This window comes from Cognatiluteimonas lumbrici (genome assembly GCF_006476065.1).
Classification (GTDB): Bacteria; Pseudomonadota; Gammaproteobacteria; order Xanthomonadales; family Xanthomonadaceae; genus Cognatiluteimonas; species Cognatiluteimonas lumbrici.
In genome coordinates this window covers 1898063-1913491 of record NZ_ML636798.1, presented here as the reverse complement: position 1 = coordinate 1913491, position 15429 = coordinate 1898063, and the positions used below count along the sequence as shown (strand labels likewise).

At 70.7% G+C, this 15429-nt stretch carries 15 protein-coding genes; 4 read left to right on the top strand and 11 right to left on the bottom strand.

The genetic code is table 11. The features are described 5' to 3' along the window. Positions 1-34 precede the first annotated feature (34 nt). Together E4F25_RS09270 and E4F25_RS09265 are read left to right on the top strand one after the other, a co-directional pair. Positions 35-2263, top strand: a complete 2229-nt coding sequence (locus E4F25_RS09270; RefSeq protein ID WP_181168255.1) for a carbohydrate binding family 9 domain-containing protein — start codon at positions 35-37, stop codon at positions 2261-2263. 38 nt (positions 2264-2301) lie between these two features. Next, positions 2302-3366 (top strand): DUF5694 domain-containing protein, encoded by a 1065-nt coding sequence (locus E4F25_RS09265; protein ID WP_407062831.1) that lies wholly within the window; start codon positions 2302-2304, stop codon positions 3364-3366. Here the strand turns inward: E4F25_RS09265 and ubiE are convergent, their stop codons facing one another. Next, positions 3367-4128, bottom strand: coding sequence for a bifunctional demethylmenaquinone methyltransferase/2-methoxy-6-polyprenyl-1,4-benzoquinol methylase UbiE (ubiE, locus tag E4F25_RS09260; protein ID WP_181168254.1), 762 nt, complete (start codon positions 4126-4128; stop codon positions 3367-3369). Between the two features lie 28 nt (positions 4129-4156). Between ubiE and E4F25_RS09255 the strand changes: the two genes are divergently transcribed. Next, positions 4157-4609 carry a nucleoside deaminase gene (locus E4F25_RS09255; protein WP_140909857.1) on the top strand — a complete coding sequence of 151 codons (453 nt, stop codon included), beginning with the start codon at positions 4157-4159 and terminating at the stop codon, positions 4607-4609. A gap of 63 nt (positions 4610-4672) precedes the next feature. Here the strand turns inward: E4F25_RS09255 and hslU are convergent, their stop codons facing one another. The 9 genes from hslU to E4F25_RS09210 form a co-directional block, all read right to left on the bottom strand. Next, positions 4673-6064 carry an ATP-dependent protease ATPase subunit HslU gene (hslU, locus tag E4F25_RS09250; RefSeq protein WP_140909856.1) on the bottom strand — a complete coding sequence of 464 codons (1392 nt, stop codon included), beginning with the start codon at positions 6062-6064 and terminating at the stop codon, positions 4673-4675. A 3-nt stretch (positions 6065-6067) separates the two neighbouring features. Continuing rightward, positions 6068-6619: an ATP-dependent protease subunit HslV gene (gene hslV / locus E4F25_RS09245; protein ID WP_140909855.1), complete on the bottom strand. Its 552-nt coding sequence runs from the start codon at positions 6617-6619 to the stop codon at positions 6068-6070. A gap of 120 nt (positions 6620-6739) precedes the next feature. Further along, complete coding sequence (xerC, locus tag E4F25_RS09240) at positions 6740-7624, bottom strand: tyrosine recombinase XerC (protein WP_140909854.1); 885 nt, start codon at positions 7622-7624, stop codon at positions 6740-6742. Between the two features lie 9 nt (positions 7625-7633). Beyond that, entirely contained in the window at positions 7634-8320 is a 687-nt protein-coding gene (locus E4F25_RS09235) for a DUF484 family protein (protein WP_140909853.1), read from the bottom strand. Further along, positions 8317-9168: a diaminopimelate epimerase gene (gene dapF, locus E4F25_RS09230; RefSeq protein WP_140909852.1), complete on the bottom strand. Its 852-nt coding sequence runs from the start codon at positions 9166-9168 to the stop codon at positions 8317-8319. The genes E4F25_RS09235 and dapF overlap by 4 nt, the downstream gene beginning before the upstream one ends. A gap of 3 nt (positions 9169-9171) precedes the next feature. Next, positions 9172-9432 carry an LPS translocon maturation chaperone LptM gene (gene lptM / locus E4F25_RS09225; protein ID WP_140909851.1) on the bottom strand — a complete coding sequence of 87 codons (261 nt, stop codon included), beginning with the start codon at positions 9430-9432 and terminating at the stop codon, positions 9172-9174. A 29-nt stretch (positions 9433-9461) separates the two neighbouring features. Next, a complete protein-coding gene (locus E4F25_RS09220; RefSeq protein ID WP_140909850.1) occupies positions 9462-9818 on the bottom strand; it encodes a YbaN family protein in 357 nt (118 codons plus the stop codon). A gap of 3 nt (positions 9819-9821) precedes the next feature. Next, complete coding sequence (locus tag E4F25_RS09215) at positions 9822-11915, bottom strand: S9 family peptidase (RefSeq protein ID WP_140909849.1); 2094 nt, start codon at positions 11913-11915, stop codon at positions 9822-9824. A gap of 40 nt (positions 11916-11955) precedes the next feature. Further along, a complete protein-coding gene (locus E4F25_RS09210) occupies positions 11956-14091 on the bottom strand; it encodes a prolyl oligopeptidase family serine peptidase (protein WP_140909848.1) in 2136 nt (711 codons plus the stop codon). 186 nt (positions 14092-14277) lie between these two features. Here E4F25_RS09210 and E4F25_RS09205 point away from each other — a divergent pair, with 186 nt between their 5' ends. Next, positions 14278-14631, top strand: coding sequence for a hypothetical protein (locus E4F25_RS09205; protein ID WP_140909847.1), 354 nt, complete (start codon positions 14278-14280; stop codon positions 14629-14631). Here the strand turns inward: E4F25_RS09205 and E4F25_RS09200 are convergent. Continuing rightward, on the bottom strand, positions 14550-15428 hold the full coding sequence (locus E4F25_RS09200) for a patatin-like phospholipase family protein (protein WP_140909846.1): 879 nt from the start codon (positions 15426-15428) through the stop codon (positions 14550-14552). The genes E4F25_RS09205 and E4F25_RS09200 overlap by 82 nt on opposite strands. Position 15429: the final 1 nt, after the last annotated feature.

Here is a 15429-nt window from a genome sequence, read left to right as displayed (position 1 = left end):
TCTCCACCCTCGACACCATCGCGAAGGAACCCGCGTGCACGCCCCCACCCTGCGCCTCCTCCAGGCCCTGTCCTGCTGCCTGCTGCTCGCACTGCCCGCCGCCGCCCTGGCTCGCGACGGGGCCGCGCAAGCCACGCCCACGACGATCCCGCAACTGACCGGCGACATCGCCATCGACGGCGTCATCGATGAAGGCGCCTGGCAACAGGCGGCGACCATCGACCTGGCGTACGAGATCAACCCCGGCGACAACGTCCCGGCCCCGGTTGCCACCGTCCTGCGCATCGGCCATACCCGCGACGCGCTGTACATGGCGTTCGACGCCCGCGACCCGGACCCCTCGAGGATCCGCGCGCACCTCGCCGACCGCGACTCTTCCTTCAGCGACGACTTCGTCGGCGTCATGCTGGACACCTTCGACGACCAGCGCCGCGCCTACGAAATCTTCGTCAACCCGCTGGGCGTGCAGATGGACCTGGTCCGCGAGGACGCGACCAACAACGAGGATCCGTCCTGGGACGGCCTGTGGACCAGCGCCGGCCGGATCACGCCCGGCGGCTACCAGGTCGAGATCCGGATTCCGTTCTCGACCCTGCGCTTCCGCGACACCGACGGTGCCCGCCGCTGGGGCGTGATCGCCTTCCGGAACTATCCGCGCAACATCCGCCACCAGATTGCCAGCGTCGTGGTACCGCGCGACGGCAACTGCCTGATGTGCCATGCCGGCAAGGTGGAGGGCATGGCCGGCGTCGAACAGGGACGCAACCTGGAGGTGGTACCGACGCTGACCGTCACCGACGTGCAGGTGCGCGACGCCCGCGACGGGGAGTGGCATGGCGACGGCCTGCAGGTGGAACCCGGCGTGGACGTGTCCTGGGCGCCGAGTCCCGACCTCACTCTCAACGCCACCCTCAATCCCGACTTCTCCCAGGTCGAGTCAGACCAGGCGCAGCTCGACCTGTCCAGCAACTTCGCGTTGTACTTTCCCGAGAAGCGTCCGTTCTTCATGGAGGGCGCGGACTACTTCAACACCCAGTTCGACGTGCTCTACACCCGCCAGGTCGCCGATCCCGACTACGGGCTGCGCGCCACCGGCCGCACCGGGGACGGTGCATACGGCGCATTCGTGGCGCGCGACGCGGTCACGCAGCTGCTGCTGCCCGGCTCGCTGGGCTCCAGCTTCACCGTCCTGCGGCAGCCGGCCAACGTCGGCGCGGTGCGCTACCGCCACGACCTCAACACAGAGACCAGCATCGGCATGATCGCCACCTCGCGCCGCGGCGACGACTACGCCAACGACGTCGCCGGCGTGGACGCGCGCTGGCAGTCGGGAAAGCACAAGCTCGGCGGCCAGTTCCTGCGCAGCGAGTCGCGCTACCCGGACGCGCTCGAGGTGGACGACCACGCCCCGGGCGGCAACGCCTGGCGCGCCGCCTACGAGTACGACGGCCGGGCCTGGTCGTTCGACGCCCTGCACGAGGCGGTGGACCCCGGCTTCCGCGCCGACCTGGGCTTCATGGGCAAGGTCGGCTACGACACCTCGCTGGTGGGCCTGGGGCACACCTGGTTCGGCGACGACGGGGCCAGGCTGACGCGCATCGGCCTCAACGGCGACTACGACGTCACCCACCGCGCCGACGGACAACTGCTCGAACGCGAGTGGGAGGCGGAGCTCTGGTTCAACGGTCCGCTGCAGAGCTCCTTCGGCATCCACGGCCTCACCCGCAAACGCTTCTGGGAAGACCGGCTGTTCGACGAGTCCTACCTCAACGCCTACGGCAACTTCACTCCGCGTTCGGGCGTCAAGCTCGGCGCAAACCTGCGCGTCGGCCCGCAGATCGACCTGCAGGCGGCACGCCGTGGCCATGGCCGCTACTTCGACGTTTGGGGCGAATTCTCGCTCGGCCTCGGCTACAGCATCGAGTTCGACCTGTTCCGCCAGGACCTGCTGCGCGACGGCGGCACGGCGTTCGCGGCGACGGTGTTCGACACCCGCTTCGGGTGGCAGATCGATCCACGCCAGCGCCTGCGCGTCGCCATCCAGGGCAGCCGGGTGGACAAGGATCCGGCGCTGTACGAGGATCCGGTCAACCGCCACGCGCGCGACGTCGCCGCCCAGGTCATCTATTCGTACAAGGTGAATCCGCGCACCGCGCTGTATGCCGGCGCGACCCTCGGCGGCTTCCTCGACGACGACAACCCGACCTTCTTCAACAGCAGCCGCGGCGTGTTCCTCAAGCTCAGCTACGGCTGGCAACCATGAAGACAAGGGAGGCCTCGATGGGCAGTATCCTGAAGAACTTGGCCGCAGCGGTGGCGATGGCGCTGGCCGCTCCGGCCGCCGCGCTTGCGCAGGATGCGATCGACCTGACGACGCTCGACCGGGACATGGTCGGCGAGCCGGCGAAGGTGCTCGTGCTGGGATCGGTGCACCTGCGCGAAGCGCCCGACGACTTCGACCCGGCGGTGCTCGACGGCCTGCTCGACCGGCTGGCCGCGTTCGACCCGCAGATCATCACGATCGAGGCGCTGTCCGGCGAGGAGTGCGATTTCGTCTCGCGCTACCCGGAGATCTACGGCGACGACTACTGCGCATCCACCGAAGTCGCGCGCGCGGCCACGGGGCTCGACATCCCGGCTGCGATCGCCAGGGTGGACGACGTGCTCGCCGACTGGCCCGAGCGTCCGACGCCTGCGCAACGCCGGGAGCTCGCGTCGCTGTTCCTGGCGGCCGGCGACCGGGCCTCGGCCTATGTGCAGTGGCTGCGGCTCCCGGAGGCGGAACGCCATGCCGGCGACGGCCTCGACGACAGCCTGGTCGCGCTGCTGCGGGACATCTCCACGCGCCGGAACGAGAGCTACCTGATCGGCGCGCGCCTGGCCGCGCGGCTCGGCCTGGAACGCGTGCATCCGGTGGACAACCACACTGGCGACAACCTCGACATCGCCGAGGATGACGTCCCCGCCTTCGCCAGGGCGCTGCGCGAGGCCTGGGACGCCGGCCGCGCCCGGTTCGACATGCGCGAGGAAGAGGAGCACGCGCTCTTGCGGGCCGGTGACCTGTTGCCGCTTTACCGCTTCGTCAACGATCCGGGGCACCTGCGGAAGCTGGCCGAGATCAACGTCCACGCCACCATGGGCGCGGACTCGCCCGGTGATTACCCGCGCATCTGGGTCGGCGGTTGGGAAGTGCGCAACCTGCGCATGGTCGCCAACATCCGCAAGACCTTCCACGACGATCCGGACGCGCGCGTGCTGTCGATCGTCGGTGCGTCGCACAAGCCGTGGTTCGACGACTGGCTGGGGCAGCTGCAGGGGGTGGAGATCGTCGACGCGCTGGAGGTGCTGGGCCCGCCGACGCCGTGATCAGGTGCGATAGCCGGTGTGGATGGCGACGATGCCGGCGTTGAGGTTGCGGTACGACACCCGGTCGAAACCCGCCTCTTCCATCATCGCCTTCAGTTCTTCCTGTGGCGGATGCTTGCGGATGGACTCGGCCAGGTACTGGTAGCTGCCGGCGTCCTGCGCGAACAGCCGCCCCAGGCGCGGCAGCACCTGGAACGAGTGGAAGTCGTACAGCGGCCTGAACCAGTCCGCCTTCACCTCCGAGAACTCCAGCACCCGCGCCTGGCCGCCGACCTTGAGCACGCGGTGCATCTCGCGCAGCGCGGCGTCCTTGTCGGTGACGTTGCGCAGGCCGAAGGCAATCGTCACCAGGTCGAAACTGCGGTCCGGGAACGGCAGCGCCTCGGCATTGCACTGCACGTACTCGAAGCCGCGCACGTTGCCGCGGTCGACCATGCGGTCGCGGCCGACGCGCAGCATGTCGCCGTTGATGTCGCCGAGCACGATCTCGCCGGACTCGCCGACCCGCTCGCGCAGCAGCGCGGCGATGTCGCCGGTGCCGCCGGCGAGGTCGAGCACACGGTCGCCCTTGGCCACCTGCGCGGTCGCGACGAAGAAGCGCTTCCAGACCCGGTGGATGCCCAGCGACATCAGGTCGTTCATCAGGTCGTACTTGCCGGCCACCGACGAGAACACCTCGCCGACCAGCTTCTGCTTCTGCGCGGTCGGCACCTCGCGGAAGCCGAAATGGGTGGTGCCGTCGTCGCGTGCGGGGTCGCTCATGGGGCGATTATCCCCTATCGTTGCCCGCATGATCGCCACGCCCGACTACCGCGCCCTGCTCGACACCGCCATCGCCGAGGCCCGCCAGGGTCTGGCCGAGGGCGGCATCCCGATCGGCGCCGCGCTCTACCACCAGGACGGCCGCCTGCTCGGCTGCGGCCACAACCGCCGGGTGCAGGAGGGAGACCCCTCCGTGCATGGCGAGACCGACGCCTTCCGCAAGGCCGGTCGCCAGCGCCGCTACCGGGACACCATCATGGTCACCACCCTCGCCCCCTGCTGGTACTGCAGCGGCCTGGTGCGCCAGTTCAACATCGGCACCGTGGTGGTCGGGGAATCGGTCAACTTCGCCGGCGGGCTCGACTGGCTGCGCGAGGCCGGGGTCGAAGTGGTGGACCTGCAGGACGCCGAGTGCATCGAGATGCTCGGCAGCTGGATCGCGGCGAACCCCGAAGTGTGGAACGAGGACATCGGGGAGTAGGGCTCGCCCCTCGTCCGCCCCTTGGGGGCACCTTCTCCCCGCTTGCGGGGAGAAGGGAATAGGTCAGAGGATGTACTTGCTGAGGTCCTGGTCCTGCATCAGCTCGCCGAGGTGGGCGTCGACGTAGGCGCGGTCGATGGTGATGCGCTCGCCGCCGCGGTCGGGGGCCTCGTAGCTGAGGGTGTCGAGCAGGCGCTCGAGCACGGTGTGCAGGCGGCGGGCGCCGATGTTCTCCTGGCGCTCGTTGACCTGGGCGGCGATGTCCGCGAGGCGGTCGATCGCGTCCGGCGCGAACTCCAGTTCCACGCCCTCGGTCCTGAGCAGTTCCCGGTACTGGGTGGTCAGCGCCGCGCGCGGCTCGGTGAGGATGCGCACGAAGTCGTCCTTGCTCAGCGCACCCAGTTCGACGCGGATCGGGAAGCGGCCCTGCATTTCCGGGATCAGGTCGCTCGGCTTGGCCAGGTGGAACGCGCCGGAGGCGATGAACAGGATGTGGTCGGTCTTCACCGGTCCGTACTTGGTGCTGACCGTGGAGCCTTCGACCAGCGGCAGCAGGTCGCGCTGCACGCCCTCGCGGCTGACGTCCGCACCCATGCCCTCGCTGCGCTTGGCGACCTTGTCGATCTCGTCGAGGAACACGATGCCGTGCTGCTCGCAGGCTTCGATCGCGGCCTCGCGCACCTCGTCCTCGTTGACCAGCTTCGACGCCTCCTCCTCCACCAGCAGCGGACGCGCGGCGGCGATGGTCATGCTGCGCTTGCTGGTCCTGCCGCCGCCCAGGTTGGAGAACATCTGCCGCAACTGCTGGCCCATCTCCTCCATGCCGGGCGGGGTCATGATGTCCACGCCGACGTTGGCGGCCAGCTCCAGCTCGATCTCGCGCTCGTCTAGCTCGCCGGCGCGCAGGCGGCGGCGCAGCTTGGCGCGGGTCTCGCTGTCGTTGCCCTGCGCGGACGGCTCGGCGCCGATGTCCACGGTGGCGGAGTTGCCGAAGCCGAAGCCGCTCGCCGGCACTTCCCGGCGCGGCAGCAGTGCGTCGAGGATGCGGTCCTCGGCGCGCTCCTCGGCCTGCGTGCGCACGCGCTGCTTGGCCTGCTCGCGGTACAGCTTGACCGCGGTGTCGGCGAGGTCGCGGATGATCTGCTCGACGTCCTTGCCGACGTAACCGACCTCGGTGAAGCGGGTCGCTTCGACCTTGACGAACGGCGCGTTGGCCAGGGTCGCCAGGCGGCGCGCGATCTCGGTCTTGCCGACGCCGGTGGGGCCGATCATCAGGATGTTCTTCGGCATCACTTCGTTGCGCAGCTCCGGCGCGAGCTGCATGCGCCGCCAGCGGTTGCGCAGCGCGATCGCGACCGCGCGCTTGGCGTCCTGCTGGCCGACGATGTGCTTGTCCAGCTCCTGCACGATCTCGCGCGGGGTCATGGTGGCGGAGGTGTTCTCCAGTTTTTGCATCGGTCAGAGCTCCTCGACCACGATGTTGCCGTTGGTGTAGATGCAGATCTCGCCGGCGATCTTCAGCGCATGCTCCGCGATCGCCTTGGCATCCAGTTCGGTGTGCGCGGCCAGCGCGCGCGCCGCGGCCAGGGCGAAGCTGCCGCCGGAACCGATCGCGACCAGGCCGTCCTCGGGCTCGATCACGTCGCCGGTGCCGGAGACGACCAGCGAGGTCTCGGCGTCGGCGACGACCAGCAGCGCCTCGAGCTTCCCGAAGCGGCGCTCGGTGCGCCAGTCCTTGGCGAGCTCGACCGCGGCGCGGGTGAGCTGGCCGTGCTTCTCGAGCTTGGCCTCGAACAGTTCGAACAGCGTGAACGCGTCGGCGGCGGCGCCGGCGAAACCGGCCAGCACCTGGCCGTCGCGGCCGAGGCGGCGCACCTTGCGCGCGTTGGCCTTCATCACCGTGTTGCCGAGCGTGACCTGGCCGTCGCCGGCGACCACGACCTTGCCGTTGCGGCGCACCGAGACGATGGTCGTGGCGTGGAAGACGTTGGGGTTCTGGCTGGGGTCCATCACGGGCTCCCGGGGGCTGAACCCAAGAGGTGGGGATGGCAGGGCGGACAGACAAGGCCTCCCTGTGGGAGCGCGCCTTGCGCGCGATCGCGGCCAAGGGGCCGCTCCCACAGACTGCTCCTACACCTTCTTGCGCTTGGCGCGCGGATGGGCGGCGTCGTAGACGCGGGCCAGGTGCTGGTAGTCCAGGTGGGTGTAGATCTGGGTGGTGGCGATGTCGGCGTGGCCGAGCAGCTCCTGCACCGCGCGCAGGTCGCCCGAGGATTCCAGCACGTGGCTGGCGAACGAGTGCCGCAGCAGGTGCGGGTGCACGCGCTTGAACAGGCCCTGGCGCTGCGCGAGCTGGCGCAGGCGCAGCTGCACCGCGCGTGGGGTGATCGGGCCGTTGCGGCCGGGGAACACCGGGGCGTCGTCCTTGCCGCCGCTGTCGCTGCGCCATTCGGCCAGCGCCCGGCAGGCGTGCGAGCCCACCGGCACGGTGCGCTGCTTGCGGCCCTTGCCGAGCACCGTGACCAGGCCCTCCGCGAGGTCGAGGTCGTGCCAGCGCAGCGCGCACAGTTCCGAGAGGCGCAGGCCGGAGGAATAGAACAGCTCCAGCAGGGCGCGGTCGCGCAGGCCCAGCGGCGCGTCGGTGGGCACTTCGACCAGCGCCCTCGCCTCGTCCGGGTCCAGCACCTGCGGCAGCTTGCGGGGTGCCTTGGGCGCGCGCACCGCGGCCGCCGGATTGGCCTTCACGCGGCCGTGCCTGAGCAGCCACCGGTAGAAGCTGCGTACCGCGGACAGGCGCCGCTGCAGGCTCTTCGGCGATAGCCCGCGGCGATGCCCGTCGGCGACGAAGGCGCGGATGTCCTCGCTGCCGAGCGCTTCCGGCTCCTGCCCGCGACCATCGGCAAAGGCCGACAGCGCGTCGAGGTCGCGGCGATAGCCGTCCAGGGTGTTGGGCGAGAGCTGGCGCTCGACCGCGAGGTGGTCGAGGTATTGCTGCACTGGCTGGTCGCGGCGCAAGCGCCGCTCCTATCGGGGGTTCCGGTAGCGCTGGAGGGCGGTGGCGAGGGCCTCGCCCATCATGCGCAGGAACAGGGTGCCCATGCCCGGGTAGAACCGGTTGGGATCGCGGCTGCCGACCGCCAGCAGGCCGATCGGGCTGGCGTCGCCGGCGGCCAGCGGCACCAGCGCGCTCGACTGCACCTCCTCGACGCGGTCGCCGTACAGGAAGGCGTTCTTCTCCGGCTGCAGGCGTCCGCACAGCGGGTTGCCGTCGGCGAGGCAGTCGCGGAACGCCTCGAGGCCGGCGTCGTTGCGCGCGGCGATGCGCAGCCAGTCGACGTCGTCGACCCCGTCCACGGCGTCGAACAGCACGATCCGCACCAGGTCGCCCTGGAAATCCTCGGCCAGCGAGGCCGCCATCGCGCGCAGCGCGTCGGCGGCGCTGGACTGCTTCATCAGCGCCAGCGTGAGCTGGTGCGTGCGCACGGCCAGGCGCTCGTTCTCCTGCGCGTTGGCGAACAGTTCCTGCAACCGCCGCGACAGCTCGCGGTTCTTGTCGCGCAGCACCTCGAGCTGGTAGCTGGCCAGCGATGCCGCCGGCCCCTCCTCGCGCGGCACCACCATGCTCAGCGCGAGGTCCGGGAACTGCTGCAGGAACTTCGGGTGCCGGCGCAGGAAGGCGGCGACTTCGTGCGCGCCGAGTTTTTCGCTCATGGACCGAACTCCCCCTCGAAGACGAATGCCGCCGGCCCCGCCATTGTGATCGGGGACGCGTCGTCGCGCCAGCCGATGTGCAGCGTGCCGCCGGGAAGCTGCACCGCGACCTCGCGCGCGACGCGGCCGCGCCGCATCAGCACCGCCGCGGCGGCGCAGGCGCCGCTGCCGCAGGCCAGGGTCTCGCCCGCGCCGCGTTCGTATACGCGCAGCCGGATCGCGTCGCGCGACACCACTTCCGCGAAGCCGACGTTGACCGACTCCGGGAACGCGCCGCTGCGCTGCAGGGCCGGCCCCAGGATTTGCACCGGCGCCGCGGCGACATCCGCCACCTCGACCACCGCGTGCGGGTTGCCGACCGCGACCGCGCCGAAAACCACGCGGGTGCCGTCGAGCTCGAGCTCGTAGGCGTCGCGGACTTCCCCGAAGCCGTGCAGCGGAATGTCCGCCAGCTCGAACCGCGGCCGCCCCATCTCGATCCGGTACTCGCCGTCGCCGAGCACCTCCACCGGATGGGTGCCGGACGGGCTGTCCACCTCGAAGCGTTCGCCGCGCGCGCTGCCATCGCGCACCAGCCACGCGGCGACGCAGCGTGCGCCGTTGCCGCACTGGATCGCGGCACTGCCGTCGGAGTTCCAGATCCGGTACGAGGCCACCGCGCCGGCGCTGCGCGGCGGCTCGATGGTCAGGATCTGGTCGCAGCCGACGCCCTTGTGGCGGTCGCCCAGCGCGCGGCCGAGCGCGGCATCGGGCGGCGGGGTGCCGTCGCGCAGGTCGAGCACCACGAAGTCGTTGCCGGCGCCATGCATCTTGCTGAAGCGCAACGGCGGGCGCGGCCCTGCCGGCATCGCTCAGCCGCCGTCGTCGTCGCCGGTCGCCGGCGGCGGCGGGGTCTCGTCGATGTCGTCCGCGGGCGGCGGCACCGCCACGTCGGTGGCCGGCGGCTGCTCGGGCGGGGTGGTGTCAGGGAGGGTGTCGTCCACCTCCATCGGCACGACCGGCGGCGGTTCGGCGACATGGGTCAGCGGCCCCTTGTTGCCGCAGGCCGCGAGCAGGAGGACGGCGGCCGCGAGGGCCAGCGGGAGAACGATCCGGGGGGCGGGCTTGTCCATGCGCCGAGTGTAGCGCGGCGTCGCCCGGGTCAGCGTGGTTCCGGGCGCAGCCACAGCCAGGTGGCGGTGACCGCCATGATCCCGGTGCCGGTCGCGGCCATCCACCATTCCGGCGCGGTCAGGAACATCACCACGGCCGCCACCGCCATCATCACGGTGGCCAGCCATTTCGCCTTGCGGCTCACCGCGCCCTGCGACTGCCAGTCGCGGATCATCGGCCCGAAGCGCGGATGCGCCAGCAGCCAGGCGTGCAGCCGTTCCGAACCGCGCGCGGCGGCGAACGCCGACAGCAGCACGAACGGCACCGTCGGCAGCCCGGGCACCACGATGCCGACGATGCCCAGCGCCAGCGCGGCGTAGGCCAGCAGCCACCACGCCCAGCGCATCGGCTACTCGCCGGCGACGCCGAGCCGGTCGAGCGCGAACGCGTACATCTCGGCCAGCTCGCGGTAGCGGCGGAAGCGCCCGGACTTGCCGCCGTGGCCGGCGTCCATGTTGGTCCGGAACACGATCGGGCCATCGCCGGTGTCGAGGTCGCGCAGCTTCGCCACGTACTTGGCCGGCTCCCAGTACTGCACCTGCGAGTCCCACAGCCCGGTGCCGATGAACATCGCCGGGTAGGCCTGCTTCGCCAGGTTGTCGTACGGCGAGTACGAGAGCATGTAGTCGTAGTACTCGCGCTGCTCCGGGTTGCCCCACTCGTCGTACTCGTTGGTGGTCAGCGGGATGCTCGGGTCGAGCATGGTCGTGACCACGTCCACGAACGGCACCTGCGACAGGATCACCCGGTAGCGGTCCGGCGCCATGTTGGCGATCGCGCCCATCAGCAGGCCGCCGGCGCTGCCGCCGTGCGCGGCCACCCGCCCGGGTGCGGCCCAGCCCTCGCGCACGAGGAAGTCGGTGACGTCGATGAAGTCGGTGAAGGTGTTCTTCTTGTTGAGCAGCTTGCCGTCGTCGTACCAGGCGCGGCCCATCTCCTGGCCGCCGCGGATGTGGGCGATGGCGTAGGCCACCCCGCGGTCGAGCAGGCTCACCGCGGTGCTGCTGAAGGACGGATCGATCGAGTGGCCGTAGCTCCCGTACGCGTACTGCAGCAGCGCGCCGGTGCCGTCCGGCACGTAGCCCTTGCGGTAGACCAACGACACCGGGACCTTCGTGCCGTCGCGCGCGGTCGCCCACAGGCGCTGCGTCTCGTACAGGGACGCGTCGTAACCGGGCACCGGCTGCTGCTTGAGCAGGCGGCGCTCGCCGGTGCGCACGTTCATCTCGTACGTGGTCTCCGGCGTGGTCATCGAGGTGTAGCCGTAGCGCAGCCACTCGCTGTCGGGCTCGGAGTTGACGTCCAGGCCCATCGAGTAGGCGTCCTCGTCGGCCTTGACGAATTCCTCGGCACCGTCGCGCAGGATGCGGATGCGCTCCAGCCCGCCGCTGCGCTCCCCGATGGCGATGAAGCCGTCGAACAGGTCGTAGTCCTCGATGTAGACGTCCTCGCGGTGCGGCACCAGGTCGGTCCATTGCGCGCGCGAGGTGGCGTCCGTGGGCGCGGTCACCAGCTTGAAGTTGCTGGCGCCGGCGTCGTTGGTGCGGATCACCCAGCGGTCGCCGAGGTGGTCGGCCTGGTACTCGACGTCGCGCTCGCGCGGGGCCAGCACGGTGAACTCGCGCGGATCGGCGGCCGGCGCGCAGCGCAGCTCGCTGGAGACCGTGCTCTCGACCTCGATGCAGATGAAGCGGTCGTCGCGGGTGCGGTCCACGCCCATGTAGAAGCTGTCGTCGTGCTCCTCGTACACGACCGGATCGTCGGCCACCGGCGTGCCGAGCACGTGCTTGCGCACGCGCACGGTGAGCAGCGTCTCCGGGTCGTTCTCGACGTAGAACAGGGTCCGGTTGTCGTCGGCCCAGACCAGGTTGGGCGACACGCCATCGATCACGTCCGGATGGACCTCCCCGGTCTCGAGGTCGCGGAAGCGGATCGTGTACTGGCGGCGGCCGACGGCGTCCTCGGCCCAGGCCAGCACGCGGTTGTCCTGGCTGACCTCGTAGTCGCCGACGCTGAAGTAGTCCTTGCCGGCGGCCATCGCGTTGACGTCGAGCAGCACCTGCTCGCCGGGCGCGCCCGCCTCGACGTCGCGCTGCACCGCGAGCGCGTCCATCCCCTGCGCGTCGCGCCGGCGCGCGTGCACCGGATAGTCCTGACCGGTCTCGTAGCGGGTGTAGTACCACCAGCCGCGCTCGCGGTAGGGGACGCTGGCGTCGTCCTGCTTGATGCGGCCGACGAACTCTTCGTACAGCGCGTCCTGCAGCGGCTTCAGCGGCGCCATCACCGCGTCGGCGTGGGCGTTCTCGGCCTCGAGGTAGGCGATCACCTCCGGCCGTGCGCGCTGGTCGTCGCGCAGCCAGTAGTAGGCGTCGTCGCGGACCGCGCCGAAGGGGGCGCGGACCTGGTGCGGGCGCTGCTCGACGTCCGGCGGCGTGGTGCTCATGGCGCTCCGGTCGGAGCGGCGCTCGTGCCGCGTCCCGACGTCATTGAAGCTCCCTCCACAGGAACCGGTAGGTCAGCGCCCACACGTGCGCCTGCTGCGCGTTGGTGGCGCCGGCGCCGTGGCCGCCCTCGGTGTTCTCGTAGTAGCGCACGTCCTTGTCGGCCTCGAGCATCCTGGCCGCCATCTTGCGCGCGTGGCCCGGGTGCACGCGGTCGTCGCGCGTGGTGGTCCAGATGAAGGTTGCCGGATAGTCCTTCGACGCATCGAACAGGTGGTACGGCGAGAACGTCTTGATGTACTCCCAGTCGGCGGTGTCGGGATCGCCGTACTCGGCCATCCACGAAGCGCCGGCCAGCAGGTGGCTGTAGCGCTTCATGTCGAGCAGCGGCACCTGGATCACGACCGCGCCGAACAGCTCCGGGTACTGCGTCAGCATGTTGCCGGTGAGCAGGCCGCCGTTGCTGCCGCCCATGATGCCCAGGTGCTCCGGCGAGGTGATGCCGTCGGCGACCAGCGCCTTGGCGACCGCGGCGAAGTCCTCGTAGGCCTTGTGCCGGTTCTGCTTGAGCGCGGCCTGGTGCCAGCGCGGGCCGTACTCGCCGCCGCCGCGGATGTTGGCGACCACGTAGACGCCGCCCTTCTCGAGCCAGCCCTTGCCGATGGCGCCCGAGTAGGCCGGGGTCAGCGAGACCTCGAAGCCGCCGTAGCCGTACAGCAGGGTCGGCTGCCTGCCGTCGCGCGGCATGTCCTTGCGGTGCACGATGAAGTACGGCACGCGGGTGCCGTCCTCGCTGGTGGCGAAGCGCTGCTCCATCTCCAGGCCGGAAGCGTCGAAGAACACCGGCATGGACTTGAGCTGCTCGGGCTGCTTGCCGATCTCGGCGATCGACAGCGTGGTCGGGGTGATGTAGTCGGTGGCGGTCAGCCACACCGCGTCGCTCTCGTCGCGGTCCACGGCGCGCACGCCGATGGTGCCGATGTCGGGCGCGCCGACGAATTCCGAGGCGGTCCAGCCGCCTTCGCCCGGGGTCAGCACGCGCAGGCGGTTCTTGACGTCGTCGAGCACGTTCAGCACCAGGTGCGACTTCGTCCAGGTGTAGGCGTCGAGCGAGGTGGTCTCGGTGGGCTGGAACAGGACCTCGAACCCGCGCTTGCCCGACATGTAGTCGTCGAAGTCGGCAACCAGCAGCGAACCCGCCGGGTAGGTGGTGCTGCCGACGGTCATCGGCTCGCGCGGCTGCAGCAGCAGCCAGTCCTTGTGCACCGACTTGCTGGCCGAGTTCGGCGCGTCGATCTTCACCAGCTCGCCGTCGTCGCGCAGCAGGTACAGCTCGTCGTTGTAGAAGGCGATGGTGCGGCTGACGAAGTTGCGCTCATGGCCGGGCGTGTCGTCGTGGTAGCCGGCGATGTACATGTCGTCCGCGGTGCCTTCGTAGACCACCTCCGCGGCTTCCAGCGGGGTGCCGCGCTTCCACTTCTTGACGATCCGCGGGTAGCCGGACGAGGTCATGCTGCCGTCGCCGAAATCCGTGAACACGAACAGCGTGTCGCGATCGATCCAGCTGGTGCCGCCCTTGGCCTCGGGCCGGAAGAAGCCGCCCTCGACCCACTGCTTCGCGGTCATGTCGAACTCGCGGGTGACGTCGGCGTCGGCGCCGCCGCGCGAGAGCGCGACCAGGCAGCGGTCGTAGGCGGGGCGCAGGCAGTCGGCGCCGTGCCACACCCAGTTCTCGCCCTCGGCGGCGCTGAGCGCGTCGAGGTCGATGACGGTCTCCCACTCCGGCTCGGGCTTGCGGTACTCCTCGAGCGTGGTGCGGCGCCACAGGCCGCGCTCGTGCTGCGCGTCCTTCCAGAAGTTGTAGTAGTAGTCGCCGATCTTCTGGACGCCCGGGATCTTGGCGTCGGAATCGAGGATCGCGAGGATGTCGGCCTTGAGCTTCTCGAACTCGGGGCCCTGCGCCAGCTCGGCGTCGGTGCGCGCGTTCTGGGCGCGAGCCCAGCCGAGGGCCTTGTCGCCGGTGACGTCCTCGAGCCAGGCCCAGGGATCAGCGGGGGTGGTCTCGGCCACGGCGGGGTTCTCCTGGTCTGCGGCGAGGGCCGGAACGGCGAAGGCGGCGGTCGAGGCGACCAGGCCCGCGGCGGCAAGCGCGCGGCAGGCGGACGTCAGCTTGGGCATGCAACAGGCTCCAGCAATGGGGGTTTCATCGAACCGCCAACGCTACCACGGCGGCCCTTGTTGGAGCGGCCCTTGTGGGAGCGGCCCTTGGCCGCGATCGCGCGCAAGGCGCGCTCCCACAATGGGAGTCGCGGGCCATGAGATGGGGGCGGCGGACCCTGCGGGCAACCGAACCGGAGACCTGCCATGACCCGCGCACCCCGCACGCTGCCCTCCCCCGATCCGCGCCTGGTGTTGCTGCTGCGCCGCGCCGTGCTGCTGGGTGCCGCCATGGTGGTGGCGGTGCCGGCGGCGCGCGGCGCCAACCCCTGGCTCGGTGCCTGGCCGCTGTGGCTGGTGGCGATGCCGCTGGCCAGCCTGTGGGCGCTGCACGGCTTCCGCCTACCGCGCTGGCCCCGCGACGCCGCCGACCCGGTGCGCCCGCGGCGGCGGCGCGCGCCGCAGGCGCGGCGCTGGCGTCAGTACCCGGCGTCGTCGAGGGCGCTGGCAGCTTCCTCGCGGCCCAGCGCGATCAGCTCTGCCGCGCGCCAGAACTCGTAGAACTCGGCCGCGTCGCGCGCGATCCGCACTTCCACGCCCGGCGGGTCCAGCGCCAGCTGCACCCGCGCGATCCGGCCCTGCATCGCGTCCAGGGATTCGGTCATCAACTGGAGGAAGCCCAGGCGCGCGCCACTGGCGCCATGGCCTTCGTCCGAGCCATGGCGCCGCAACGGCCACCAGCGCCGGGTGGCGCCGCCCTCGGTCTCGACCGGCGCCTGCTGCTCGCGTTCCCGCGGCGGCCCGTTGAGGTCCACCGCAATCACGGTGTCGGCGTCGGCCATGCGCATCGCGGTCAGCGGCAGCGGCGCCAGCAGGCCGCCGTCCACCAGCGCGCGGCCGTTGATTACCTGCGGCGTGAACACGCCCGGGATCGCGAACGAGGCGCGCACCGCGTCCCACATGTCGCCCTGGCGCAGCCAGACCTCGCGGTGGCGCATCAGGTCCACCGCGACCGCGGTGAAGTCGATCGGCAGCTCCTCGATGCGCGGCGAGCCGCAGACCTCGCGCAGCGCAGCCAGCAGCCGCTGTCCGGTGAACAGCGAGGAGCGCCCCCAGCCCGGATCCAGCAGCCGCAGCATCGCGTTGCGGTCCATGCCCAGCAGCCAGTCGCGGTAGGCGCCGAGCTTGCCGGCGGCGTGCAGCCCGCCGACCAGCGCGCCGATGGAGGTACCGGCGATCGAGGCGATGCGCAGCCCGCGCGCCTCGATCTCCTCGATCACCCCGATCTGCGCCAGTCCGCGGGCACCGCCGGACCCCAGTACCAGTCCGATCCGTGGTGCGCCGTCGGCCTCCCGCATG